Annotated in this window: 18 protein-coding genes, 1 tRNA gene, 3 rRNA genes and 3 pseudogenes; 13 read left to right on the top strand and 12 right to left on the bottom strand. The window is 62.3% G+C overall.

Features of this window, described 5'->3' with window-relative positions; all coding sequences use genetic code 11:
- Positions 1-355 precede the first annotated feature (355 nt).
- The 3 genes from RJT37_RS13325 to RJT37_RS13315 form a co-directional block, all read right to left on the bottom strand.
- Positions 356-1,171: an IS5 family transposase gene (locus tag RJT37_RS13325; RefSeq protein ID WP_313684617.1), complete on the bottom strand. Its 816-nt coding sequence runs from the start codon at positions 1,169-1,171 to the stop codon at positions 356-358.
- 92 nt (positions 1,172-1,263) lie between these two features.
- Positions 1,264-2,118, bottom strand: a complete 855-nt coding sequence (locus tag RJT37_RS13320) for a helix-turn-helix transcriptional regulator (RefSeq protein ID WP_313685182.1) — start codon at positions 2,116-2,118, stop codon at positions 1,264-1,266.
- A 262-nt stretch (positions 2,119-2,380) separates the two neighbouring features.
- Positions 2,381-2,941, bottom strand: a complete 561-nt coding sequence (locus tag RJT37_RS13315; protein WP_313685180.1) for a TATA-box-binding protein — start codon at positions 2,939-2,941, stop codon at positions 2,381-2,383.
- 705 nt (positions 2,942-3,646) lie between these two features.
- Between RJT37_RS13315 and RJT37_RS13310 the strand changes: the two genes are divergently transcribed.
- The 5 genes from RJT37_RS13310 (at position 3,647) to RJT37_RS13290 (ending at position 10,669) form a co-directional block, all read left to right on the top strand.
- Positions 3,647-5,119 (top strand): 16S ribosomal RNA (locus tag RJT37_RS13310).
- Positions 5,120-5,237: 118 nt separating this feature from the next.
- Positions 5,238-5,309 (top strand) — tRNA-Ala (locus tag RJT37_RS13305).
- 306 nt (positions 5,310-5,615) lie between these two features.
- Positions 5,616-8,538: ribosomal RNA gene (locus tag RJT37_RS13300) — 23S ribosomal RNA — on the top strand.
- A 265-nt stretch (positions 8,539-8,803) separates the two neighbouring features.
- Positions 8,804-8,925 (top strand): 5S ribosomal RNA (rrf, locus tag RJT37_RS13295).
- The 16S, 23S and 5S rRNA genes sit together here with 1 tRNA gene alongside, the layout of an rRNA operon.
- Positions 8,926-9,277: 352 nt before the next feature.
- Positions 9,278-10,669 carry a hypothetical protein gene (locus RJT37_RS13290; RefSeq protein ID WP_313685178.1) on the top strand — a complete coding sequence of 464 codons (1,392 nt, stop codon included), beginning with the start codon at positions 9,278-9,280 and terminating at the stop codon, positions 10,667-10,669.
- A 101-nt stretch (positions 10,670-10,770) separates the two neighbouring features.
- Here the strand turns inward: RJT37_RS13290 and RJT37_RS13285 are convergent, their stop codons facing one another.
- Together RJT37_RS13285 and RJT37_RS13280 are read right to left on the bottom strand one after the other, a co-directional pair.
- A complete protein-coding gene (locus RJT37_RS13285) occupies positions 10,771-11,223 on the bottom strand; it encodes a hypothetical protein (protein ID WP_313685176.1) in 453 nt (150 codons plus the stop codon).
- Entirely contained in the window at positions 11,220-11,543 is a 324-nt protein-coding gene (locus RJT37_RS13280) for a DUF8124 family protein (protein WP_313689971.1), read from the bottom strand. The genes RJT37_RS13285 and RJT37_RS13280 overlap by 4 nt, the downstream gene beginning before the upstream one ends.
- Positions 11,544-11,784: 241 nt before the next feature.
- On the opposite strand from RJT37_RS13280, the gene RJT37_RS13275 reads away from it, so the two are divergent.
- Together RJT37_RS13275 and RJT37_RS13270 are read left to right on the top strand one after the other, a co-directional pair.
- Positions 11,785-12,975 carry a redox-regulated ATPase YchF gene (locus RJT37_RS13275; protein WP_313685174.1) on the top strand — a complete coding sequence of 397 codons (1,191 nt, stop codon included), beginning with the start codon at positions 11,785-11,787 and terminating at the stop codon, positions 12,973-12,975.
- Between the two features lie 143 nt (positions 12,976-13,118).
- Entirely contained in the window at positions 13,119-13,820 is a 702-nt protein-coding gene (locus tag RJT37_RS13270; RefSeq protein ID WP_313685172.1) for a cyclodeaminase/cyclohydrolase family protein, read from the top strand.
- A 63-nt stretch (positions 13,821-13,883) separates the two neighbouring features.
- On the opposite strand, the gene RJT37_RS13265 is transcribed toward RJT37_RS13270, so the two are convergent.
- A complete protein-coding gene (locus RJT37_RS13265) occupies positions 13,884-14,909 on the bottom strand; it encodes a hypothetical protein (RefSeq protein WP_313685170.1) in 1,026 nt (341 codons plus the stop codon).
- 63 nt (positions 14,910-14,972) lie between these two features.
- Positions 14,973-15,422 (bottom strand): universal stress protein, encoded by a 450-nt coding sequence (locus tag RJT37_RS13260; RefSeq protein ID WP_313685168.1) that lies wholly within the window; start codon positions 15,420-15,422, stop codon positions 14,973-14,975.
- A 486-nt stretch (positions 15,423-15,908) separates the two neighbouring features.
- On the opposite strand from RJT37_RS13260, the gene RJT37_RS13255 reads away from it, so the two are divergent.
- Positions 15,909-16,418 (top strand): LUD domain-containing protein, encoded by a 510-nt coding sequence (locus RJT37_RS13255; protein WP_313685166.1) that lies wholly within the window; start codon positions 15,909-15,911, stop codon positions 16,416-16,418.
- Positions 16,415-18,640 (top strand): LUD domain-containing protein, encoded by a 2,226-nt coding sequence (locus RJT37_RS13250; protein ID WP_313685164.1) that lies wholly within the window; start codon positions 16,415-16,417, stop codon positions 18,638-18,640. Before RJT37_RS13255 ends, RJT37_RS13250 begins: the two co-directional genes overlap by 4 nt.
- A 36-nt stretch (positions 18,641-18,676) precedes the next feature.
- On the opposite strand, the gene RJT37_RS13245 is transcribed toward RJT37_RS13250, so the two are convergent.
- The 3 genes from RJT37_RS13245 to RJT37_RS13235 all read right to left on the bottom strand — a co-directional run bounded on the left by RJT37_RS13245 (position 18,677) and on the right by RJT37_RS13235 (position 20,409).
- Positions 18,677-19,021, bottom strand: coding sequence for an ABC transporter permease (locus RJT37_RS13245; RefSeq protein ID WP_313689968.1), 345 nt, complete (start codon positions 19,019-19,021; stop codon positions 18,677-18,679).
- Positions 18,955-19,713 carry an amidohydrolase family protein gene (locus RJT37_RS13240; RefSeq protein WP_313685162.1) on the bottom strand — a complete coding sequence of 253 codons (759 nt, stop codon included), beginning with the start codon at positions 19,711-19,713 and terminating at the stop codon, positions 18,955-18,957. The genes RJT37_RS13245 and RJT37_RS13240 overlap by 67 nt, the downstream gene beginning before the upstream one ends.
- 186 nt (positions 19,714-19,899) lie before the next feature.
- Positions 19,900-20,409: a universal stress protein gene (locus RJT37_RS13235; RefSeq protein ID WP_313685160.1), complete on the bottom strand. Its 510-nt coding sequence runs from the start codon at positions 20,407-20,409 to the stop codon at positions 19,900-19,902.
- 138 nt (positions 20,410-20,547) lie between these two features.
- Here RJT37_RS13235 and RJT37_RS13230 point away from each other — a divergent pair, with 138 nt between their 5' ends.
- The 4 genes and pseudogenes from RJT37_RS13230 (at position 20,548) to lpdA (ending at position 23,617) form a co-directional block, all read left to right on the top strand.
- On the top strand, positions 20,548-20,715 hold the full coding sequence (locus RJT37_RS13230; protein WP_313685158.1) for a hypothetical protein: 168 nt from the start codon (positions 20,548-20,550) through the stop codon (positions 20,713-20,715).
- Between the two features lie 21 nt (positions 20,716-20,736).
- Positions 20,737-21,516: pseudogene (locus tag RJT37_RS13225) on the top strand (thiamine pyrophosphate-dependent enzyme); the annotation flags it as partial.
- A 121-nt stretch (positions 21,517-21,637) separates the two neighbouring features.
- Positions 21,638-22,099: pseudogene (locus RJT37_RS13220) on the top strand (2-oxo acid dehydrogenase subunit E2); the annotation flags it as partial.
- A gap of 93 nt (positions 22,100-22,192) precedes the next feature.
- Entirely contained in the window at positions 22,193-23,617 is a 1,425-nt protein-coding gene (lpdA, locus tag RJT37_RS13215; RefSeq protein ID WP_313685156.1) for a dihydrolipoyl dehydrogenase, read from the top strand.
- A 147-nt stretch (positions 23,618-23,764) separates the two neighbouring features.
- On the opposite strand, the pseudogene RJT37_RS20690 reads toward lpdA, so the two are convergent.
- Together RJT37_RS20690 and RJT37_RS13210 are read right to left on the bottom strand one after the other, a co-directional pair.
- Positions 23,765-23,998, bottom strand: a pseudogene (locus RJT37_RS20690) (IclR family transcriptional regulator domain-containing protein); the annotation flags it as partial.
- Positions 23,999-24,047: 49 nt separating this feature from the next.
- The gene (locus RJT37_RS13210) at positions 24,048-24,446 is read right to left on the bottom strand and encodes a DUF3237 family protein (protein WP_313689967.1); all 399 of its coding nucleotides are present in this window, start codon (positions 24,444-24,446) and stop codon (positions 24,048-24,050) included.
- Positions 24,447-25,149: the final 703 nt, after the last annotated feature.

The following is a 25,149-nucleotide window of genomic DNA, read 5'->3' as shown; positions in this document are numbered from 1 at the left end:
ATCCCCTCCGCGTGCTCGTCCTGCCGCCGTGAACCGCGCCACGTCCGTACACGGGGGCGGATGGAAACCGTAACCACGGGGAAAGCCCCGCCCTCAACAAGCGAGCCGAACGGCGAGCGAGTAGGGCGGGGTAGTTTACAACTTGCCTTGTTGAACGCAAGACAGCGACGGGGTAGGGTCGATTGTTTGTAGTCTCACGCTGTCAGAGGTGCGTTCTTACAGTCAGAAGATACAGCGGCTGTTACTGACAGCGGTTGCCGAAGGGTCAAAACTATGGTATCTTGCTTCGTTGTTTCGGTGACGACGGCGATGCCTCTCCCGGATACGTCCGGAGAAGGGGAGCAGGCGGCGAGCCCTAACTCGCCGCCTGCGTTAGGTTATGGACGATGCACTTCCGAGTCAGCTCCCGGAACTGGCCGTGCCAGCTCCGGGAGCGGAGCTTCTCGCCGTCGTCTTCTTTCAACTGCGAGAAGCCCGTCTCACTCATCCAGCGTTGGTTGTAATCCTCGGTCATTCGGGCGTTGTGGGCCTTCTGCAACGGTGTTTGTTCCCTGTGCTTGATCAGTGGTCGCGTTGAGTTCGAGCGACACTCCTCACGGAGTTCGCCCCACGAGTAGTTCGCGTCAGCAGACAATACACGCAGGTCTTCCGCGTTCCGGCGGAAGACCTGCATCCCGATGTGGCCGTCCCACGCCTTCTGTGTCGTGAAATGAACGTCTTTGATCGCTAGCGAGTTCACGTCGATCAAGATGGTTGTCTTCATCGACTGGAACGAGTAGTTCGCACGGTCACGGTAGTGATAGCTGGTCTGATCACGCTGGAAGCCACTTGCATCGATTGCGGCTTCACCACTCCAGCCCGCCTGCTCCGCCGAAGCGCGGAGCAGGCGGCGGAGTTCACGCATCCGATACTCGTCTTCCCACCGGCAGAACGAACTGTAGTGTGGTGCCTCGTTGAGATCAAATACGGCGAGGATACCGGGCATCTCGTTGAGGTAGTCTTCAGTCTCACGAAGACTCTTCTCCAACTCAACGCGGAACAAAATCAACGCAATCTGTGTCCACTTGGCGTACCCGTCCGCGCCGTTCGGCGCGGCGGGTACGTCAGGGTCATCTACGTGCTGTTTGGCAAGATCTCGACACATCCGAGCGAGCCGTCTGAGCGATCCCATATCGCCAGACGGCGTCCAATTCCCGGTTAGCTTGACGGTATTTTCCTGTGAGAGCGTCTGAAACTACAGTCAGCTAGCGGCAAAACAAGGCATTACAACTCCTGTCGACTCGCCCGCTCGCGAATCCGTGAGAACGTCCGGTCCGCCCAGGTGACGAACGCGTCGTCGGTGCCGTCGACGCTTGCGACCAAGTTCCCGTCTTCGTCGTACGCACCCAGGTACGCGTGGTCGTCGACAGCCATCAATCCGAACTCAAGCGGTTCCGCGGCGACGTACAGCTCGAATCCCGGCAGTTCGGCTGCTCGCTCGAAATCCTGTCGATACTCCTCCATCGACGCTTGCAGGACGTTCTCGTCGACGACGAGTTCGACGTGACTCTCGGGGCCGATGGCCCGGTCCGCCGCTCTGTTGAAGATCTGGCTCACGATCGGCGTTATCCCGTAGAACTCATCGATGGGCCTGCCGTCGACGACCGAGAGAAACCGATTCAGCGGCGCGTGGGGGCTTTCGGCGGTCGATTCGGCGTGCGTGAGACTCGTGAGCGTCTCGTATTCCAGCGCCGAGACGACGTCGACGCCGCGGAGGTTCCGAAGCAGTTTCCGGCACCGGATCGTCGCCTCCGCTCGCGCCTCGAACTCCTCGTACCCCTTCGCGAGCAGTTCACCCGCGGGGGTGAGCCGGTAACCTTCGGCCGTCGAGACCTTCTCCGCCCAGCCGCGCTCGACGAACGCGCCGACCGTTCGCTGTGCAGTCTCGCGGGCGCAGCCACACTCGGCGGCGAGTTCACTCGGCCGATAGGTTCCCTCCCGCAACGTCCGGAAGATGTCGACGCGTACCGCCGATCCGACGAGAAACGAGATGTGGTCGCGGGTGTGTGCCGCCGCCGTGGCCGCTCCGGTGGCTGGTTCGTCGGTCGTTTCTGTCGACGTTTCCTTTTCAGGTCTCATTGGCATCCGATCGTCTTCGTCTCCATTTTTGTCTTCTCGTGCGATCGTTTGCGTGTGCACACAGGACGTCAAGCGGGCGTACCGTTACGCGCGTTATAGCTTCCGCGCCGTCACGCACGCTATCGCATTCCGGTACCGGTACGCACGGTGCCGTACAACGGTCACGCCCTCACGCCCGCCACGTCTGGGCGTCCGTTATGCCGTTACCGTTATCTGGGTCATCGCGCGGTCCGACTACCGACGCGAGCCGATACGACCCGTATTAGCCGAGCAGACCCAGATCGTCGATCCGCTTTACGATCTCTTCGACGGCCGTCTTCGCGTCGTCGGTCCGCTTGCCCCCGGTGATGACGATCTTGCCCGAGCCGAAAAGGAGGATGACGACTTCGGGTTCGTCCATCCGGTAGACGAGGCCCGGGAACTGCTCGGGTTCGTACTCGACGTCTTCGAGTCCCAGCCCGATCGCCAGCGCGTTCAGGTTGAGGTTGTGGCCGAGATCCGCACTGGAGACGATGTTCTGGACGGTGATCTCGGGGTCCTCGTCGACCGGAATTTCCAGCCCACGGAGCTTCTCGAAGATGATCCCGAGCGCCTCGTGGACGTCGTCGATGCTCTTTGCTCCCGTACAGACGATCTTCCCCGAGCGGAAGATCAGTGCTGCAGCCTTCGGCTCCTGCGTCCGATAGACGAGCCCTGGGAAGTTATCGGGGTTGAAGTCCGCACCGGGCAGGTCCTCTGCGAGCGCTTCGAGGTCAAGCTCCTGTCCGATCCCAGTCGATGCGACAACGTTCTGTATCTCGATTGAATCTGCCGGCGCACTCATACTCTGTCGGAATATCTTCCCCCTCCCTTATAAAGGCCCCCGTTATAAAGAGTTGGCTCGGTCGCGGATTCACGCCCAGGCGCACACGGAGAATCATTTTCAACGGAGACGATCTCCCGCATCTCCATCGTAGACGATCCCCCGCATCCTCCCGCATCTCCATTGTAAACGATCTCCCGCATCCTCCCGTATCTCCCTCGTAGACGATCTTCTCCCGACAAACTTTTTCGTCGACAGGCCGGTTTGGCCCCCGGTGGGCAAACGGTCACTCGCTTTCGACGACCGTTCGTGTTATTAGACGAACACACATATTCTACACAATTTTTCGAAATTCGTTCGGAACCAACGGGGTTAAGTACAACCCGGGCATCAGACGGTAATGCGAAGAACACGACGCGATTGGGTGCGGTTCAACTCCGCACGCACTCGCCGTCCGGATCCCCCGCGGCGTCGCCGTGGGCGGGACGGATTCAACGGGTTTATACCCGTACACCGTTTCGATCAATCCGGACACGAGATGAGGATTCCACCCCTGCGGTCCGCCGTACAGATGGGATCTGATGTTAGCCTTGGTGGTTCGGTGACACCTGTCTGGTGACACTGAACGACCAACGAACGGACCACGCAATGAAGTGATTTGATGGTGATTCCCTTCCCTCTGGGAAGGAATCCCGCCACACCCTCTTCCCCTCGCGGGGAAGAAACATTCCGGTTGATCCTGCCGGAGGCCATTGCTATCGGAGTCCGATTTAGCCATGCTAGTCGCACGAGGGTAACCTCGTGGCGGATAGCTCAGTAACACGTGGCCAAACTACCCTACAGAGCGGGACAACCTCGGGAAACTGAGGCTAATCCCGCATACGGCTCTCAGGTTTGAACGACAGAGAGTTCCAAACGCGTCAGCGCTGTAGGATGTGGCTGCGGCCGATTAGGTAGACGGTGGGGTAACGGCCCACCGTGCCCATAATCGGTACGGGTTGTGAGAGCAAGAGCCCGGAGACGGTATCTGAGACAAGATACCGGGCCCTACGGGGCGCAGCAGGCGCGAAACCTTTACACTGCACGCAAGTGCGATAAGGGGACTCCGAGTGCGAGGGCATATCGTCCTCGCTTTCGTGTACCGTAGGGTGGTACACAAACAAGAGCTGGGCAAGACCGGTGCCAGCCGCCGCGGTAATACCGGCAGCTCAAGTGATGGCCGATCTTATTGGGCCTAAAGCGTCCGTAGCTGGCCTCGCAAGTCCGTCGGGAAATCCACACGCCCAACGTGTGGGCGTCCGGCGGAAACTCCGAGGCTTGGGACCGGAAGGCTCGAGGGGTACGTCCGGGGTAGGAGTGAAATCCCGTAATCCCGGACGGACCACCGATGGCGAAAGCACCTCGAGAAGACGGATCCGACAGTGAGGGACGAAAGCTAGGGTCTCGAACCGGATTAGATACCCGGGTAGTCCTAGCCGTAAACGATGCTCGCTAGGTGTGGCACAGGCTACGCGCCTGTGCTGTGCCGTAGGGAAGCCGAGAAGCGAGCCGCCTGGGAAGTACGTCTGCAAGGATGAAACTTAAAGGAATTGGCGGGGGAGCACTACAACCGGAGGAGCCTGCGGTTTAATTGGACTCAACGCCGGACATCTCACCAGCTCCGACTACAGTAATGACGGTCAGGTTGATGACCTCATCACGAGCTGTAGAGAGGAGGTGCATGGCCGCCGTCAGCTCGTACCGTGAGGCGTCCTGTTAAGTCAGGCAACGAGCGAGACCCGCACTCCTAATTGCCAGCAGCAGTTTCGACTGGCTGGGTACATTAGGAGGACTGCCAGTGCCAAACTGGAGGAAGGAACGGGCAACGGTAGGTCAGTATGCCCCGAATGAGCTGGGCTACACGCGGGCTACAATGGCCGGGACAATGGGTTGCAACCGCGAAAGCGGGCGCTAATCTCCGAAACCCGGTCGTAGTTCGGACTGAGGGCTGAAACTCGCCCTCACGAAGCTGGATTCGGTAGTAATCGCATTTCACAAGAGTGCGGTGAATACGTCCCTGCTCCTTGCACACACCGCCCGTCAAAGCACCCGAGTGAGGTCCGGATGAGGCTGTCGCAAGACAGTCGAATCTGGGCTTCGCAAGGGGGCTTAAGTCGTAACAAGGTAGCCGTAGGGGAATCTGCGGCTGGATCACCTCCTACTGACCGGGATCAGGCCGACGGCCTGACCCACCTTTCACACTCATCACTTCCATCGTGACCGTTCGTCGGCACGCCACTGTCGCCAGACAGGCACTTTAGAACCACCAAGGCTAACAGGGCCCGTAGCTCAGCGGTAGAGCACCTCCTTTGCAAGGAGGACGCCCTGGGTTCAAATCCCAGCGGGTCCATCGCCCACTCCACTCGACGCAGAACGTGCCCCTTAAGTAGGGCAACCAACTCGACTGGAGTGGACACGAACTGATGCACTATCCCGTGAAAGCGCGGATAGGAAGGGTTCGACGAACGCTCCGGACGCCACCGGACGTTCCATGACAACCGTATGTACGCGTGCAATCCAGACGCCCACTGAACTCGTCTGGCCGACGTGACGTCAGTCACTCGCCCAGACGCAGTGTGGACGTCTACAGATCACCGTTGCCACAGTACGTGACAACGATGACGATTAACGACAACAGCAACACAGTAAACGACACTCAAACTGGCTACTGTGCTGGCTGGTGAATGGCTCGGCTCGAGAGCCGACGACGGACGTGCCAAGCTGCGAAAAGCCTGAGGGAGCCGCACGGAGGCAAAGAACTCAGGATCTCCGAATGGGAATCCCCACCGCAATTGCCTCGCGCAATGGGGAACGCACCGAATTGAAACATCTCAGTAGGTGCAGGAACAGAAAGCAACCGCGATATCGTTAGTAACCGCGAGTGAACGCGACACAGTCCAAACCGAATCCGCAAGGAAATGTGGTGTGACGGACTAGCCATAAGAGATCGACAACGCCGGAGAAATCTCCTGGAACGGAGTGCGACACAGGGTGACAGCCCCGTATCCGGTCGCGTCGATCTTGGGCTACCTCCAGAGTAGCGAGGGTTGGATATCCCTCGTGAATCCCGCAGGCATCCCCTGCGAAGACTAAACACTCCTCGAGACCGATAGCGAACAAGTAGCGTGAGCGAACGCTGAAAAGCACCCCGAACAGGGCGGTGCAATAGGGCCTGAACTCAGTCAGCGATAGAACGACGGGGCATACAAGGTCCCGAGATAAACGACCGTGGAGCGATCCACCAGTAGGACTCTCGGGAAGCCGATGTCGCGTCGTGCGTTTTGAAAAACGACCCAGGGAGTGCACTCACATGGCGAGTCTAACCGGATCATCCGGGCAGGCACAGGGAAACCGATACGGCCGCAGTCTCCGATTCTTCGGAGACCAGGGCCACCGTGCTCAAGCGCGGGGAGCCACGTGGGTGCGACCCGAAACCGAGTGATCTACGCGCGGGCAAGGTGAAGCGTGGCGAAAGCTGCGTGGAGGCCTGCAGGGATGGTGTCCTACAATACCCTCCCGTGACCCGTGCGTAGGGGTGAAAGGCCCATCGAACTCGGCAACAGCTGGTTCCAGCCGAAACATGTCGAAGCATGACCTCAGCCGAGGTAGTCTGCGAGGTAGAGCGACCGATTGGACGCCCCGCCTCCGAGAGGAGTCGGCCGTCCTGTCAAACTCCGAACTTGCAGACGCCGGAGACGCTGGGAATCCGGATTGCGGGGTAAGCCTGTGATCCGTGAGGGAGACAACCCAGAGCCGGGTTAAGGTCCCCAAGTGTGGATTAAGTGCGATCGAAGGTGGTCTCGAGCCCTAAACAGCCGGGAGGTGAGCTTAGAAGCAGCTACCCTCTAAGAAAAGCGTAACAGCTTACCGGCCGAGGTTCGAGGCGCCCAAAATGATCGGGGCTCAAATCCACCACCGAGACCTGGCAGCGTCCTTCATCGGACGACCTAGTAGGCTAGGCGTACTGATCGGGCGGAAGCACGGCCGAGAGTTCGTGTGGACCGATTAGTAACGAAAATCCTGGTCACAGTAGCAGCGAGAGTCGGGTGCGAACCCCGACGGCCAAACGAGCAAGGGTTCCTCGGCACTGCCACTCAGCCGAGGGTTAGCCGGTCCTAAGTCCTACCGTAACTCGACTAGGACAAACAGGGAAACTGGTTAATATTCCAGTGCCGCCGTACATTCTGTCGACGCTTTTGGAAACAGCGAGCGAGGCTTTCGCCTCGTCCAATCGCGGAAGATCGTGGACGCCGTAATGGCACGAAGCGATCGAAACGCGAGAGAGCGCAAGTCGCTGGTACCGAGAGCCCGTGAAAAGACGTACGGCGACCGTACCGAGATCCGACACAGGTGCTCAGGCGGAGAAAGCCACGGCCTGTCGGGAGCAACCGGCGTTAGGGAATTCGGCAAGTTAGTCCCGTACCTTCGGAAGAAGGGATGCCTGCTTTTGATCGAGCAGGTCGCAGTGACTCGGACGCTCCGACTGTCTAGTAACAACATAGGTGACCGCAAATCCGCAAGGACTCGTACGGTCACTGAATCCTGCCCAGTGCGGGTATCTGAACACCTCGTACAAGAGGACGAAGGACCCGTCAACGGCGGGGGTAACTATGACCCTCTTAAGGTAGCGTAGTACCTTGCCGCTTCAGTAGCGGCTTGCATGAATGGATCAACGAGAGCGTCACTGTCCCAACGCTGGGCCCGGTGAACTGTACGTTCCAGTGCGGAGTCTGGAGACCCCCAGGGGGAAGCGAAGACCCTATAGAGCTTTACTGCAGGCTGTCGCTGGGACATGGTCGCTGATGTGCAGGATAGGTAGGAGCCATTACACAGGTACCCGCGCCAGCGGGCCACCGAGGCAATCGTGAAATACTACCCGTCAGTGACTGTGACCCTCACTCCGGGAGGAGGACACCGGTAGCCGGGCAGTTTGACTGGGGCGGTACGCGCTCGAAAAGATATCGAGCGCGCCCAAAGGTTTCCTCAGGCGAGTCGGAAACTCGCCGGAGAGCGCAAGAGCACACGGAAGCCTGACAGTGATCTTCCCAACGAGGATCGCTGACGCGAAAGCGTGGTTTAGCGAACCAACGAGGCTCCAGGATGGGGCCCGTTGATGACAGAAAAGCTACCTTAGGGATAACAGAGTCGTCACCCGCAAGAGCACATATCGACCGGGTGGCTTGCTACCTCGATGTCGGTTCCCTCCATCCTGCCTGTGCAGAAGCAGGCAAGGGTGAGGTTGTTCGCCTATTAAAGGAGGTCGTGAGCTGGGTTTAGACCGTCGTGAGACAGGTCGGCTGCTATCTACTGGGGGTGTTATAGGTACCTGCGCGGAACGCTCGTATAGTACGAGAGGAACTACGAGTGGGTGCCACTGGTGTATCGGTTGTCCGAGAGGGCAGATGCCGAGCAGCCACGCACCACGGGGTAAGAGCTGAACGCATCTAAGCTCGAAACCCACCGCAAAAAGAGGTACCACCGAGGATACTCGTAGAAGACGAGTTAGATAGACTCGGGGTGTACGCACCGAGGCAACGAGGTGTTAAGCCCGCGAGCACTAACAATCCGAGCCACACTCATACCACAGAGGACATATCGAGTGTCACTGTGTTGGTAAAGTCGTGGACACTACCTTACTCGCAACGAACACGAGCAAGGTCTCTAAGACACAGCACTGCACTGTCTGGCCGAAGTGACCGGACGTCACTCGGGCAGGCGAGTTCAGGCGGAAACTGGATTGCACGCGATCATACGGTTGTAGTACGCAGCGAGCGTCCTGACCGACGATGGTCACCACGCGCTCTTTCGAGCGTGTGTAGACGGTTCGAGTCCGTCAGTCGGTTTTGAGGCGGCCACAGCGGCAGGGTCACACCCGTACCCATCCCGAACACGGAAGTTAAGCCTGCCAGCGTGTGAGGTAGTACTGGAGTGAGCGATCCTCTGGGAACACTGACTCGCCGCCTCGCCACTCATACTCATAATTTCAAGCGCCCACGGGGCAGTACCAGACCGTCCCGTGGGCGTTTTTCATTTCGAACGAGGGCGAGAGCCATCAGTGAGTCGTCAGTACTGGATTCGTGACCTTCCCAGTCGGGCAAGCACCGTCCGCCGGGGCAAACATAGCGATCGGCAGCGCCGTTGACCGCGCGGGCGAGCGCGGGCAACGGTGATCTGCCGTCCTCCCGAGTGGTGAGCGCTGTGCACGCCCTTGGCGACAGGCTCACCAACAGTTAATCGGGTTAAATCGGGCTAAATGGGCGGAAGACGGCCTGAGCGAGTTCCCGCTTTATACGGGTAGGTGGGGAAGGAAGCGATGTAATGAATCGCAGCAGAGCGCTCACGATCGGCGTGGTACTCGCGGTCGTCGGAATGGCGGCGTTCCCGATGGCGGCGAGTGCAGCCACAGACGTCGCAGTCGATATCGAACAGTCCCCCGAGACAGGTGAGGCCCTCGTCACGGTCACAGAGAACGAAACCGCCGTCGAGAACGCGACAGTGAACGTCTCCTCAGAGTCGGCGTATGCCGGCAACGGCTCCTACGATACCGACGAAAACGGAACAGTCACGCTGCCGAACCCCAACGAGACGGTCACCGTCCAGGTGAACGTGACTGCCAACGGAACGACCGAGAGCACGCAGGTCGAACTCGTGCCCTACGAGCAGTCGCTGGACGTCTCGGCGGAACAGCAGGAGGACAACACGACGCTCGTGACGGTCACCCAGTACGACGACCCCGTCGAGAACGCAACCGTCGAAGTAGAGGGTGACGACGCCATCGCGGGCAACTACACGACCGACGAAAACGGAACGGTCACGCTCGAACAGCCCGAAAACGACGGCAACGTGACGATTACAGCAACGGCCGACGATCTCAGCGCCCAGACGACAGTTGAACTCGACGGGTACGCAGAGCTCGGCGTGACCGCTGAACAGCAGTCCGACGGCGTCTACGTGACGGTCACGTACGGCTCCGAGGCTGTCGAGAATGCGACGGTCGATGTCGAAGCCGACGGCGACTACGCCGGAACGGGAACGCACACGACCGACGAGAACGGTGAGGTCGCCCTCCCGCTCCCGCAGGAGAACGTCACGATCACCGTGACGGCGACGGCCGAAAACGAGACGGCCGAGACGACGACCGACCTGACCGTCGAGTTCGTCGAGGAATCCGGGCCGTTCGGACAGGCGGTCTCGTCGTTCGTCAGTGCGCTCCAGACGGCCGGATTCGACGGCCCGCCGGGGCAGGCGGTCTCCGACTTCGTGACGGGGAACAACCCCGGCAACGCGGATGAAGCGCCCGGTCAGTCCGGTGACGCGCCCGGGCAGTCCGGCGATGCATCCGGTCAGTCGGACGACGACGGCAACGAGACCGACGACGCACCCGGCCAGTCTGGTGACGCCCCTGGCCAGTCAGATGACGACGGCAACGAGACTGACGACGCACCCGGCCAGTCCGGTGACGCGCCCGGTCAGTCGGACGACGACGGCAACGAGACCGACGACGCACCCGGTCAGTCCGATAACGACGGCAACGAAACGGACGAGAACGACGGCGATGCGGACGAGATAGAGGCGGCTGATGAGGAAGACGAGGCGGACGAAGACGACGAGGATGACGACGGGGGCGACTCCGACGCCGACGATAGCGGCAACAACGGCGGCTCAGATGACGCACCTGGTAACTCCGGAAACGCACCCGGCCAGAACTGAACGCCGGCAGCGAACGTCGGGCTGATTCGTTTCGATACGCTTTTTCAGGGCCGACGACGTCCCAGCGGTAGCTATGTCGACTCTGCTGTAAAGCCCTGCAGTTATGCCTGTGGATCCGGGAAGGCAGCCCGATGGCGAGCGAGTTCGTCGCGACTGAGTCCCGAGCGGGCCACGAGAACCTGGATGTCGACATCGAAGCGTCGAGACGCTGCGGCGGCGCCGGCTCCGACGAGTTCGGCGTGCGTGTCCTGCCCAGGTGACCACGCCCCGACGTCGATTTCGGCGCCCTCCGGGTCGTCGAGCAGTTCGACCGCGAGGGTGCTCATCAGGGCCGCCCCGAGCGGTCCCACTCGATCCTCCGAACCGTCGAGCGACGCTCCTGCGTGATCGATCGACTCGGATGCAACCGTTCCGGTGGCTGTTCCCGCTCTGTCTCCGTCGATTCGGGCCCGTTCGAGCGCCCCGGCGAGGGCGAAGTACCGGCGGGCGTCGGATGCCGAAAGGAGCGCCCGTTCGAGAGCGGCGTCAACGACGGCGTCGAGCGCGTCCGTCACGACTCGGCCACGCCCTCGTTGAAGGTCGTGTCGACGACGGTCCCATCGGGCAGAAGCGTCACGCGTCCGAGCGTAACCGTCTCGCCGACGTCGGCTGTTTTCCCGATTTCGCGGAGCGTCGCCTCCCGATCGAGTCGATCCCAGACAGCCTCTTCGACGAGTCGCTGGAACGCGTGCGGGTCGGTCCACCCTGCATCGATATCCGATGGCACGTGGACGACGAACTGGAACTCGGATTCCGTGACCGCGATTCCGACACCGAACGTGTCGCCGTCGGCAGCCGTGTCGGGGCTCTCGTCGACGGCTCCGTCAGAACTTATGTCCGGGCTATCGTCGACGGCTTCGTCGGAATCTACGTCCCGGTCGTCGTCGACGGCGTCGTCCCCGCTGTCGCTTCCCTCCATACAAGCACGTCGGGTCGGATCGGCAAAATACCCGCTGGTCACGTCGCTGCCCGTTGCCGCCCTACTGCCCGGACGCTCAGGTGTGGCTTGTGCCAGCACACCCCGACGAGACCGCGAATAACACGGCTTTTGGCCGACGAACGATTCCGGACGAGCAATGAGTTATCGGATCGGACTCGTCGGCAAACCCTCCGTCGGCAAGTCCTCGTTTTTCAACGCGGCGACGATGAACGACATCCCCGAGGGCGCGTACCCGTTCACGACGATCGATCCCTCGGTCGGCGAGGCGTACGTGCGGGTCGACTGCGCGGCCCCGGAGTTCGAGGAGGCCTGCACGCCCTCGGTCGGCTTCTGTGACGGCGGCACCCGGTTCGTCCCGGTGAAACTCGTCGACGTCGCGGGGCTGATCCCCGGTGCCCACGAAGGGAAAGGACTCGGCAATCAGTTCCTGACTGACCTCAACGAGGCGGACGTGCTCGTGCACGTCGTCGACTTCTCCGGCGAGACCGATCGGGAGGGCGAACCGACCGAGGACCACGACCCGCGCGCGGACATCGACTTCCTCGAGAACGAACTCGATATGTGGTATCTCGACGTCCTGGAGAAGGGGCTCGAACGCCACCGCACGGGCTACAACGGCGCCGAGGGGAATATCGAGGAGGATCTCGCCGAACAGATGTCGGCGTTCAGGACGAACAAAGACGAGATCAAGCAGGTGCTGCTGTCGACGGGCGCAGGCATCGACCCCGACGAGTGGGAGGAGGCGACGAAAGCGACGGTCGCCCGCGAGATCCGCAAGCGGACGAAGCCGATCGTGATCGCGGCGAACAAGATGGACAAACCGGCCGCGCAGGCGAGCTTCGAGTCGATCACCGCCGACCCCGATTACGACCATCTCACCTTCGTCCCGACCAGCGCTCACGCCGAGAAGGCGCTCAAGGAGGCCGACGACGCGGGCGTGGTCGACTACAAGCCGGGCGCGGCCGAGTTCGAAATCGTCGGCGATCCCTCCACGGAACAGGCCGCCGGCCTCGAACAGATCCGCGAGTACATCACGGAGTTTGGCGGCACGGGCGTCCAGCAGGTGCTGGAATCGGCACTGTTCGACGTGCTGGACGCCATCGCGGTGTTTCCCGGCAGCGCGAACGGGCGAGCGGACTCCCAGGGCGTCTTCCGCGACTGCTTCATCCTCCCGGACGGCGCGACCACCGAGGATTTCGCGCATCACATCCACTCCGACATCGGGGAAGGCCTGCTTCACGGGATCGACTGCCGCTCGAACCGGCAGATCGGTGCCGAGCACGAACTCGGCCACCGCGACGTCGTCGAACTCGTCACCACGAACTGAGTGTCCTTCTCCGGGACAGTTGGTCTCCGGGACAGTTGATCGGGGAGCGCCGACCTCGAGGCCGCGATGCCGGGTGGGTTGGTCCGCCGATACTACCGACCAGCCCGTACCTACTTACCGTCGCCAACCGAATCCCCGACCCCGTGGCATCCGACGACCGCACGATCGAGGAGTATCTCGCGGCGATCGCTTCCGAGCAGGTCGCGCCAGCGGGTGGGTCCGCGGTGGCGATTGCGGGCGCGATGGGCGCAGCGCTCTGTGAAATGGTCTGTATTCACACGCTCGCGGCCCGGGAGGATCCGAATCGTGACGCCACCGCCGATACTGACTGCCCCGACACCAACATCCGAGCGGACGGAGAGCCGACGCTCCGCGAACTGCAAACCGACCTCGAACGGGAACGAGGCCGGCTTCTGGCGCTCGCGGGCGGCGACGCGGAACTCGTCGAGGACCTCTTCGGCGGGGGTGCCGACGGGTCGACCGCGCGCCTCCGGAAACGGGCGACCGGAGTTCCGCTCGCGATTGCCGAAGCGTCCGTGACCGTGCTGGAGGGCGCGACAATCGCCAGTGAACGGGGACGACCCGGCGTCGCAGCCGATGCGACGACCGGTGCGTACCTGGCGGACGCCGCGATCCGTGCGTCGCTGGCGACGGTCAGGACGAACCTGGAAACCCTTTCGGATGACGAGTTTGCGGCCGACGTCGCCGAGCGGATGGCGACGATAGAGGCAGCGGCCGCTGCGCTGAGAACGGAAGCGTTCGATGCGGACTTCGCTCCGCCGAACGGGTCCGATCCAGCCGAGCAGGACGGGAGGCAGGCTCCGAACGGGCCTCCCGATAGCTGATCGTCTCGGAACTACTCGAGGAACCTCCAGGAGGACTGCCCGGCCAACGGCGTGCGGCGGTCGTCAGTCTCCGTGAAAGCGCAGGCTGTAGTGGTAGTAGATCCCGTCGTATCGGATCAACCGGCGCCCGGTCCGCTCGACGCCGGCGTCGCGCTCGATGTTCCCATCGAGATACGCGCGTCGGTCCATCAACCGAAGGAGCTCCTCGTAGGCCGCCGAATACGGATGCGTCTCCTCGTACCCGTCGCCCCGAGCGCGGCGGACGATTTCGCGCGCCTCCGAGGACAGGTCGTCCGCTCTGAATCGCGCCTGGACGTGGTGTGCGCGCAGGATCGCCTCCATCCGCTCGGGCGACTCCGCGACGGGTTCGACTGTAGCCCGATAGCGGGGCTCGTAGAACACTTCGCGGGCGATGTCGACTCCGTACCGGCGGTCGCGATACCGCACGTGCGACGGTGCCTCGTCGCCGAGCAGTTCGCTTTCGGTCATTCGCTCCTCGTTGCGGTAGACGTAGCCGCCGCGCTGGACGAGTCCCCACGGCGCACCGCCGTCGTTCCCGCGCGCCCGGGCGGCGAGATGGGCGATGTGCACCGCGCGGGCATCGATTTCGGGGAGTTCCTCGGTGGGGACTGTCCGCGTGCCATTCGCTTCGTCCGTGCCTGGGGAGTCGGTGCCGTCTGCGGCACTTCCCTCGTCTTCGGCGTCGGCGAACAGTCGGAGCACCGGCCGGGTGGTTTCGACCTCGTCGATGACGACCGAACTGAGCCGGTAGTACGTCCCGTCATACTCCGCGTAGGCGGGATCGTCCGCATTGCCGGGGAACGGTTTCCGGTACTGTGTGGTGTACTCCTCGCCGTCGAGCGTCGCCTCGAAGGCGTCCTCGTCCCACTCGGGCCTCGTCGCCGCGAAGTCAGTCACGAACTGCTCGCGGAGACTGTCGCCCCGGCGAGTGAGATCCAATGTGAGGGTCCGAGCGTCGCTGTCGCTTTTCGTGGCTTCACTGTTCGAGTCGAGACAGCCGGCGGAGGCTGCGAGCGTCGCGCCAGCGATTGCGCCGAGGAACCGGCGCCTGGAGGGCAGTCGTGACATCGGGACCACAGAGACGTCTCGCTCCCGCTCCACTAAAAATCCCGCAGTCTCTGCTGTTCGCGCCTACGGTTCGACCGGCGTCTTGACGACCGTCACCGGCATCACCGCGAGTCGGAGGACGCGGTCCGTCACGCTCCCGAGGAGACTCCGGTATTCGTCGGAGCGTCGCCGCGTCCCCATCACGACGAGGTCGGCGCCCGCGTCCTCGGCAAACTTCACGATGGTCTCCGGCGGCCGCCCGTGTCGGATGTGGGTCTCGACATCGACGCCGCGCGCTTCGGCCTTCGCAGCCACCTCCGAGAGGGCGTCCTCGCCGATTTCTTCGAGACCGTGTTCCGGTCCCTCGCTTTCGTCCACGTACTCGTCGCCACTGTAGGCGTCGTACACGTCGCTGTCGACCACGAACAGCACGTGCAAGGTGGCGTCGTGGTGTGCGGCCAGATCGATCGCGTGGTCGACCGCACGATCCGACGCGACTTCACCGCCCGTCGCGAGCAGAATCTCGTCGTACATACGCGACTGTACGCGACTTCGGATAAAAAATCGATATGGTTGCACTCACGCGCGAAGAATAGTATAATATGTTTCATTTATCAAAAACATAGAAAAGCATATAATATTATCTGGTAGGGAAAAGCTGTTGAAGCGGGTTTTAGACCAATATCAAAAATTAATATAATATCTGTATACATCAAATTTACTAATTATAAGTAATTATGTACGAGCCGTTCCATATCCGACCCCCCTCCCCGGTTTTCCTGGTAACATCCATTGTCCGCGACACTGATTGGAAGAACGTCGGACGTAGGGTGATGCGGCACCGGTGACAGCGTAGGGTGATGCGGCACCGGTGACAGCGTAGGGTGATGCGGCACCGGTGACAGGGACGACAGACGAGCGGATCTATCGAGAGGAAGTTGGGGACTCGCGGCCTCAAATCGTGACACTCCCAGCACGTGACCGGTAAGCATAAGCCCGGTCTATCACCATTTGTGGCCAATGAAAACAGACAGCGTAGACGACTTCGCGTCGTCGCTTTCCGAGGCCGGGGGCGAATACACACGCACGACGGCGAGGGAGTTCGAGACAGCGCTTTCTGCGGCCGTCGAACTCCCGGCGGTCGGCGCACCGCTCGGTCTGGACAGTGTCTCGCTCGGCGGGACCGACGTCCAGTTGCCACCGACACCGCGGCTCCTGCTGGAGGCCGAAACCGGCGTCACGCGCGTCCACGGCGGCGTCATCGAACACGGAAGCTTCGTGATTCGGTCGGACGAGACGGGGACTGAACCGGTCAGTCTCTACCCGCCCAAACACGTCGGCGTCCTTCGGGCGAGCGACCTGCACGACGATTTCGACGCGACCGCATCGTGGCTCGACGGGGAGTTCCAGTCGGGCCGCGACTCCGCAGTCGTTGCGACCGGAGCAAGCGCCACGGCCGATATGGGCAAGATCGTCGACGGCGTGCACGGGCCACAGACCGTCCACGCGATCATCCTCACGGACCGATGACGGGGAGCGGGAACGCAAACCGGGAAGCGAAGGCCGAGCACATCAGGGAGTTGTTGGCGACCGAAGGCGACGCCGTCTTCGAGAACACGACGCACGTCAATCAGGGTCGGTACGACGCGAACGCGCGCCGGACTGACATCGAAGAACTGCGGAGCGAGGCGCGGGCGATCAAAGAGGACGCGATCGAGCGGATCCCCGAACTGATCGAGACGGTCACCGAGAGCGTCGAGGCGAACGGCGGGACTGTGTACGTCGCCGACGACGCCGCGGACGCGAACCGCTACATCGAGGAGACCGTCGAGGACCGCGACGCCGAGGTCGTCGCGAAGTCGAAGTCGATGACGACCGAAGAGATCGAGGTCAACGAGGCGCTGGAATCTATTGGAGTCGAGGTCTGTGAGACGGACCTTGGCGAATTCGTCATCCAGGTCGCCGACGAGGCGCCCTCGCATCTGGTCGGGCCGGCCTTCCACAAATCGACCGAGGACATCGCAACGCTGTTCAATGGCTACTTCGACCTCGAGGAGCCGCTGGAGACCGCCGAAGACCTCACCCAGTTCGCCCGCGACCACGTCGGCGAACAGATCAGGGAGGCGGACGTCGGGATGACGGGCGCGAACTTCGTCTTCGCCGAGTCCGGCAGCATCGCAATCGTGACGAACGAGGGCAACGCCCGGAAGTGCGCCGTGACGGCCGACACGCACGTCGCGGTGGCGGGCGTCGAGAAACTGATTCCGAGCGTCGAGGACCTGCCGCCCTTCGCGGAACTCATCGCGCGGGCGGCCGGCGGCCAGGACTTCGCGACGTATCTCTCCTTGCTCTCCCCGCCCGTCGACTCCCCGACGATCGACTTCGACCGGCCGGACGAACCGCTCGGCGACGGCGACCGCGAGTTCCACCTGGTGCTTCTCGACAACGGCCGGATGACGATGCGCGAGGACGAGGACCTCCGCGAGACGCTCTACTGCATCCGGTGTGGCGCGTGTGCGAACTCGTGTTCGAACTTCCAGCACGTCGGCGGCCACGCCTTCGGTGGGGAAACCTACACCGGCGGCATCGCGACCGGGTGGGAGGCCGGCGTCCACGGACTCGACGCCGCGGCGGAGTTCAACGACCTCTGTACCGGCTGCTCGCGGTGTGTCAACGCGTGTCCCGTGAAGATCGACATCCCGTGGATCAACACGGTGGTCCGCGACCGGATCAACCGCGGCGCCGACCCGAGTACCTTCGACTCGCTGGTCGAGGGGCTCACACCCGACGCGGATCCGGGCGGCGTCGGCATCCAGAAGCGCCTGTTCGGCAACTTCGGCACGCTGGCGCGCCTCGGCAGCGCGACTGCGCCGCTCTCGAACTGGCTGGCCGACGCCGGGCCCGTCCGGGCGGTGATGGACCGGTTCCTCGGCGTCGACCGCCGGCGCGACCTCCCGACCTTCGAGCGGGAGACCCTGGTCGAGTGGTTCGAGAACCGCGAACGCCGGACGTCGCTGGCGCACGCTGACCGCTCCGCGGTGCTGTATCCCGACGCCTACACCAACCACGTCCTCGTCGACCGCGGGAAGGCAGCGGTCCGGACGCTCGAAGCCCTGGGCGTCGACGTGGAACTCGCGCCGTGTCACGAGAGCGGCCGCGCACCGCTGTCGCAGGGGATGATCGAAACCGCCCGGGCGAACGCGACACAGGTCACCGAGGACCTCGACCCGTATATCTCGGCCGGGTACGACGTCGTGGTCATCGAACCATCGGATCTCGCGGCCTTCAGAAACGAGTACGAACGGCTGCTGCCGGCCGACCGTGCGCGGCGACTGGCCGAGACCAGTTACGAGATTATGGAATACGTCTACGGCCTGCTCGAAAACGGCAGTGATCCGTCGGTGCTGTCCGGCCCAAAGTCGAGGGACGAAAGCGGCGGCGTCGCTTACCACAGCCACTGCCAGCAGCGGACGCTCGGCCTCGACGGCCACACCGAAACGGTGCTCGAACGGCTCGGATACGACGTGGTGACCTCCGACGTGGAGTGCTGTGGGATGGCAGGCTCGTTCGGCTACAAATCGGAGTACTACGAACTCAGCGTCGACGTCGGGGAGACGCTCGAAGCGCAGTTCGAGGGGCCGGTAGCCGACGGGAGAGCGGTAATCGCGAGCGGCGCCTCGTGCACCGAACAGCTCGAATCGCTGTTCCCGCAGGCGACGACGCATCCGATCGAACTGGTCGCGCCAGAATAGCCCGTCAGCCCCGGCATCGAAGAATGCGCCCGTATGTTACGTCCACGCAAGCAGGCGACGTCGGACGACCCGCAGCGCCCGGTCGAGCGTGAGGCCGACGATCCTTATCGCGAAGATGGCGGTGTACACCTGCGGCGAATCGAACCCTCTGACGCCCCGAATCTCCAGGTAGCCGAGGCCGCCGCCGGCCACCATCTCGAAGATGAACGTGATGATGAGCGAGATCGGCAGCGCGATCTGGATTCCGGTGAGGATCCCCGGCGCCGAGACCGGAATGATGACCTTCCAGAGGAGCTTCCGGTCCGAGGTCTCCATCATCCGCGCCGACCACAGGAGGTTCTCGTCGACGTTCTGGGTGCTGTTCCGCGCGTTGACCGCGATGGGCCAGAAGATCCCGAGCGCGACCAGGAGGAGCTCTCGATCATCTCCTCGGAGCCCGCGCGGACGTAGTCGTCGAGGCCGGACCCGCCAGTGTGGAAGACGACCGGGAGCCAAAGTTTCTCTAGTCGCTCGTAGATCGGGTCGTACTTCCGGTTGCCCAGCGGCGGCGTCGCGCCGGCCGTGATCAGTACCGCCCCTCTGATCGCTTCCTCGTCTTCGATCCGATCGAGGACGTGCATCGAGGCGTCGATGTCGTGATACGGCATCGGTGCGAGGCCGTAGATCCCCTCGTCGGGATCGAGGATATGTTCGAGCAGGAACTCGATATGTCCCTCGACGAACGACTCGACCCGGCGGTCGTCGGCACTGATGCCGCCCATCGCCAGGATCAGGTGCGAAATCTGGAGGGTGACGTCGATATCGAGTTCCGCCATCGCCTCGATCACGTCCGCCTGGGAATCGCCGCCGTCAGGGTATTCGGAGAACTCCCGGTCGATCTTCCCGTAGTTCATCCGGTTACCCGTCGATGCCGGGAAGAAGGCACTGAGATTCTGTTTCACGCCGGTACCGCCCCAACTGCTCTTCTGGAACTTCGTCCGCCAGGGTCCCCGCATATACGGCGCGGCCTGCTCGAAGGTATCAGCGAAGTGGTAGTCGCAGTCGACGACGAGGTGTTCGCTCGGATCGATCATAGTACCACCTCTGGCGCGGGGGAACGTGCCATACGTGTGAGGTGCGAAGTAATATAATAAATTTTTGAACAAGATCGATCGGCGGCGAATAGGCCCCTACAGTCTCTCGTTCCGGAGTCGACAGAAAATCGACGGCGAACGACGAAATCGGAGCTGCCCAAGATTTCCTGATGGGGCCCTCACCCGCTACTCGCCCGTCATCACGGTGACGACGGGCCGGTCCGCCTCGAGGAGGACCGACTGGGTTTTGCTGCCGAACAGCGCTTTGCCGGTCGGCGACCGTTTCCGACCGCCGATGACGAGATACTGGGCGTCTCGTCGCTTGGCTTCTGAGAGGATCTCCTGGACCGGTTCGCCGACGCGGCCCTTGAGTGTCGTTCCGGACACCTCTCCGAGCGTCTCTTCGACGACGTCGCGTGCGACGCCGGTTGCGTGGCGTTCGCCGTCTTGGATCGTGTAGTTCTCGTCTTTGCCGACGGTGTAGGAGGGCGGCTCGTCCGGGGAACCGTACGAGGCCGGCGTCGTGAGCGTGGGATTCGCTGAGCCGCCGGTCGAAGAACGGAAGTCCTCGAAGAGGTCCTGCGGCATCACGTGCAGGACGATGTGCTCGACACCGTAGGCGTCTGCCAGTTCAGCGCCGCGCTCGACCGCCTCACTCGGCACCGTTTCGCCGTCGACCGCTGTCAGTATCGTCATACCTGATACCTCCTCCCGGGTGCTAATAAATCGTGGTGCCAATTTTCATCGTCGTGTCTGTGACTCCCTGCTGACGCCGTGGTGGTCTTTCCCACTCGCGATTTTATTACCGGGCGCATACAACCGTCGGCCCGTCGAATGAGCGACAGAGAGTCAGACATACGAGCACCTCCGGCAACCGGCGACGACGGCGGCAGTGAGGTGCGGTACCTCTCCCAGTCCGATCTGGAGATACCCACCCACCAGATCGTCGATCGGGACGGATCGTACGACGAACGTGCGGTCCCGGACCTCACCGACGAGTAGTTCCGCGACCTGTATCGGTGGATGGTGACCGACCGGGTGTTCTCCCGGTGGATGGTGAACATCCAGCGGCGGGGCGAACTCGGGACGTTCGGGACGACCCGCGGCCAGGAGGCGAGCATCATCGGGAGCGCGTTCACGCTTCAGCCGGACGACTGGCTGTACGTCGGCCGCGCGTGGACGCCGATGTTTATGCGCGGGGCGTCGATGCGGGATATGATCCTCTTTTGGCGCGGGATCGAAGAGGGCCAACAGGAGTTCGCGAAACACAACTCCCAGATCGCGATCTCGATCGGCTCTCACGTCCCGCTGATCGCCGGTATCGCGTGGGGGATCTCCCTCGACGACGCCGACGCGGTCGCGACCGCGTGTCTGGGCCACGGCGCGACGAGTACCGGCGCAGCACACGAGGGCACCAACCTCGCGGGCGCGCTCGGTCTCCCCGCGCTGTTCTTCTGTCAGAACAACCAGTACGCCATCTCGATGCCCTACGAGCAACAGAGCGGCGCGACCACGATCGTCCAGAAGGCGCTCGCCTACGGCATCGACGCCGTCCGCGTCGACGGGCAGGACGTCCTCGCGGTCTACGACGCCGTCCAGAGCGCCCGCGAACGGGTCAAGGAGGGTGACCCGGTCTTCGTCGAATCGGTGACGTACCGGCTCGACGCCCACACGACCAGCGACGACCCGACCCGCTACCGAGACGACGAGGAGGTACAGCGGTGGGAGGAGAACGATCCGATCGAGCGCTACCGCGAGTTCCTGAAGGCTGAGGGACTGTGGGCCGACATCGACCACGACGCCATCGTCGACGAGATCGAAACCGAATTCGACGAGGCGCTCGCGGCCGCCAACGACTTCGAGGAGCGGGCGGTTTCGGAGATGTTCACTCACCTCTACGACGAACTGCCGCCGGAGCTCGCTCGCCAGCCTCGACGAGAAAAACGAGGAGATCGTGCTCCACGACGAGTACAACATCGGCATCGCCGTCGCGACCGGCGCCGGCCTGATGGTGCCGATCGTCGACGACGCCGACCAGAAAGGCCTGAAACGGCTGGCACGGGAGATCAAAGACCTCGCCGACCGGGCCCGGGATCGGCAGATCAAGCCCGGAGAGATGCAGGGTGGCACCTTCACCATCACCAACATCGGCGTCATCGGCGGCGAGTTCTCCTCGCCGATCATCAACTATCCCGCGGCCGCCATCTTCGCGATGGGCCCGATCAAAAAGCGGCCCTGGGTGGTCGATGACGAGGTCGTCGCTCGCGAGACGATGCGCTTCTCGATGTCGGTCGATCATCGACTCGTCGACGGCGCCGACGCCGCGCGGTTCTCGAACCGCGTCAAGGAACTGCTCGCAGAACCGACGCGGCTGCTGCTGGAGTGATCGGGCAACGAGACACACAACGGCGGTGCGGAATCGACTCACAGTGCAGCCGCAACGGATGAATTTTTGACCCGGGGGCGAGAGATGACGCATATGGTAATGGGCGACATCGCGACGTCGACGGATCTGCTGGTGATCGGTGCGGGGCCGGGCGGCTACGTGGCCGCCATCAGAGGCGCACAGCTGGGCTTGGACACGACGCTCGTCGAGAAAGACGCCTACGGCGGCGTCTGCCTCAACCGCGGCTGCATCCCCTCGAAGGCGTTCATCCACGGCGCGGACCTCGCACACGGGGCAGGCACTGCCGAGGAACTGGGTATCCACGCCGATCCGGCGGTCGATATGAGCCGGATGCAAGCCTGGAAGTCGGAGGTGGTCGATCAACTCACGAGCGGGGTCGAGAAGCTGTGTAAGGCTAACGGCGTCTCGCTGCTGGAGGGAACCGCGGCGTTCGAGGACGAACACACGGTCCGTATCGCTCACGGTGGCGAGGGACAGGGGATGGAGACCGTCGAGTTCGAGCACGCGGTGATCGCGACGGGCTCGCGACCAATCCAGATCCCGGGGTTCGACTACGCCGACGAGCCGGTTCTCTCCTCTGCGGCTCTCCTGGAGATGGAGTCGGTTCCGGATCGGCTCGTCGTCGTCGGGGCTGGCTACATCGGGATGGAACTGTCGACGATGCTTGCGAAACTCGGCACCGACGTGACCGTCGTGGAGATGCTCGACGACGTCCTGCCCGGATACGAGGACGACATCAAGCGCATCGTCCGCTCCCGAGCCGAGAATCTCGGCGTCGATTTCCACTTCGGCGAGGGCGCTACCGGCTGGGAGCAGGTCCCCGAGGGGGTGGTGGTGACGACGGAAACCGAAGACGGCGAGCAATTGGAATATTCCGGCGACGCGGTGCTCGTCGCCGTGGGCCGGCAGCCGGTCACCGACACGCTCGAAATCGATGAGATCGGGCTCGAACCGAACGAGAACGGATTCCTCGAAACCGACGACCGCGCCCGGACCGACGTCGAGAACGTCTTTGCCGTCGGCGACGTGGCGGGCGAACCGATGCTCGCACACAAGGCGAGCGCCGAGGGGATCGTCGCGGCCGAGGTGGCTGCGGGTGAACCCGCTGCGCTCGATCATCAGGCGATCCCGGCCGCGGTGTTCACCGATCCGGAAATCGCGACCGTCGGAATGACGAGTGACGAGGCCGAAGAGGCCGGCTTCGAGCCGGCCGTCGGCGAGATGCCGCTGCGGGCCAGCGGTCGCGCGCTCACGATGAACGAGACCGACGGCTTCGTTCGGATCGTCGCCGACGCGGATAGCGGCATCGTCCTCGGGGGGCAGCTGGTGGCGCCCGAGGCTTCCGAACTCGTCGCCGAAGTCGCGCTGGCTGTCGAGATGAGCGCGACGCTGGAAGACCTGGGTGGCACCGTCCACACGCATCCGACCCTGGCGGAGGCTGTGATGGAGGCCGCCGAAAACGCCCAGGATCAGGCGATCCACACGCTCAACCGGTAGAGGGCGTCGGCCCCGTTCTTCCGCGGGCATTCCTCGCCTGTTTGGTTCGCTGATGTTGGCTGGCCGCCGGAGTTCCGGGAGGATGTCGTCGTTGAGAACCGGGATCGCGACGCAGTTCAGCCCCTTGATGCGTTCCTCACGGTCGGATGCATACTCCCGCTGTCGGATGCTGTCCAGTCCATCGAACAGCGCCTCGCGGTCGGTGATCGTCTGATCGGTCATCGCGAGCAACCCCTGTCGGTCGATTATGGCCTCGACTCGGTCGCGGGGGAGATATGCGAGCACCGTTTTGCCCAGCGCAGTCGTATGGAGGTGTCCCGACTGCCCGGTGTACGAGTCGAGGCTGACCGCGCTTTCGCCGCGTTCTCGCGTAATAAACACACCAGTAGAGGCGAACACCCGTTCGATTCAGAGAACAGTTCGGCTGCTGTCACCCGGCCTGATAGACAGCGAGACGCACCCCGTTGGGTTGGCGGATCCCGGCAGCCACGAAGACGTTCTCCTCGAGCCACTGCAGGTCCGGGTCGGGAGTCCCGAACTCCGGGACGGAGCAGAAGTAGACGTCCTCGGATTCGACAGGCTCCCCGTCGCGCAACCGCTGTTTGGTCTCTGGAGCCGCGACCCGTATCCCCCAGTTTTCGACGTACACACGCGAGCCGTCCGTGGTCTCGAAGGCGTATTTCGCTCCCAACTCCGTGGGTCGGCGTTTGCGGTAGAGCTGATAGTCCGCGCCTGCTTCGAGCACGGTTCCCTCGCAGCGACCGGTGACTGTCCCACCGAGAATAGGGATGCTGCGTCGCTTGCCGTCTCCCGTCTCGCCGACCTCTATGGGTGATTCGACGTCGATTTGAGTTCCAAAACCCGTTCGAGACCCAGTTCGAGGTTCGGATCGTCGGTTTGCCAAGCATCATCGACCATACTCTACCCCCTCCTGTCGAACCTGCATAATCGTTTGCGCTGATTTCTCCGCGACTGTGTGGAGATTTTCCTCCGCAGGTCAGCCGAACAACTAACAAACGTACTTGTGTTATCGGTGACCGGTGGACGGCTCGCTCTTGTAATCGCTCCGTATTTTGCGATCGCTGACTCACTAACGAGCCGCCTTACGAGGCAGAAATCTAAAAATTATTTGTATATAGTTCATATTGTACTTGATATGGAAAAGCCCGTTCTCTGCCACCTGAATAGTACCTGAGACCGAAGACACTGGAGACGAAACTGCTGAGGACATCGGTGAGTCGGTTACCGTTTGATGATCTCAGATAATTCTACACTCATATACCGATACCGTGGTTGCAGCGGTAACAGTACAAACTTTCTCTCAACCAATGTGCTCCGTGCTTATCCCGAATACAGGAATCGTAACAGTCCTCCAATGTTCTTCGAGCATTCGATCAAACGACTCCTGTGCCACCCCTGGTAGATAAAATCACATCTCGGCTTCAGAAATTAAACATAGTAACAAATTCAATATAATTACAGAAATATCATATTTATTGGACTACGAACAGATCGACGACTGCCACGGCTCG

The sequence above is a fragment of the Halobellus marinus genome (assembly GCF_032113415.1).
Lineage (GTDB): Archaea > Halobacteriota > Halobacteria > Halobacteriales > Haloferacaceae > Haloquadratum > Haloquadratum marinus.
Note: the sequence above shows the minus strand (reverse complement) of the source record. Positions and strands in the feature narration are given on the sequence as shown.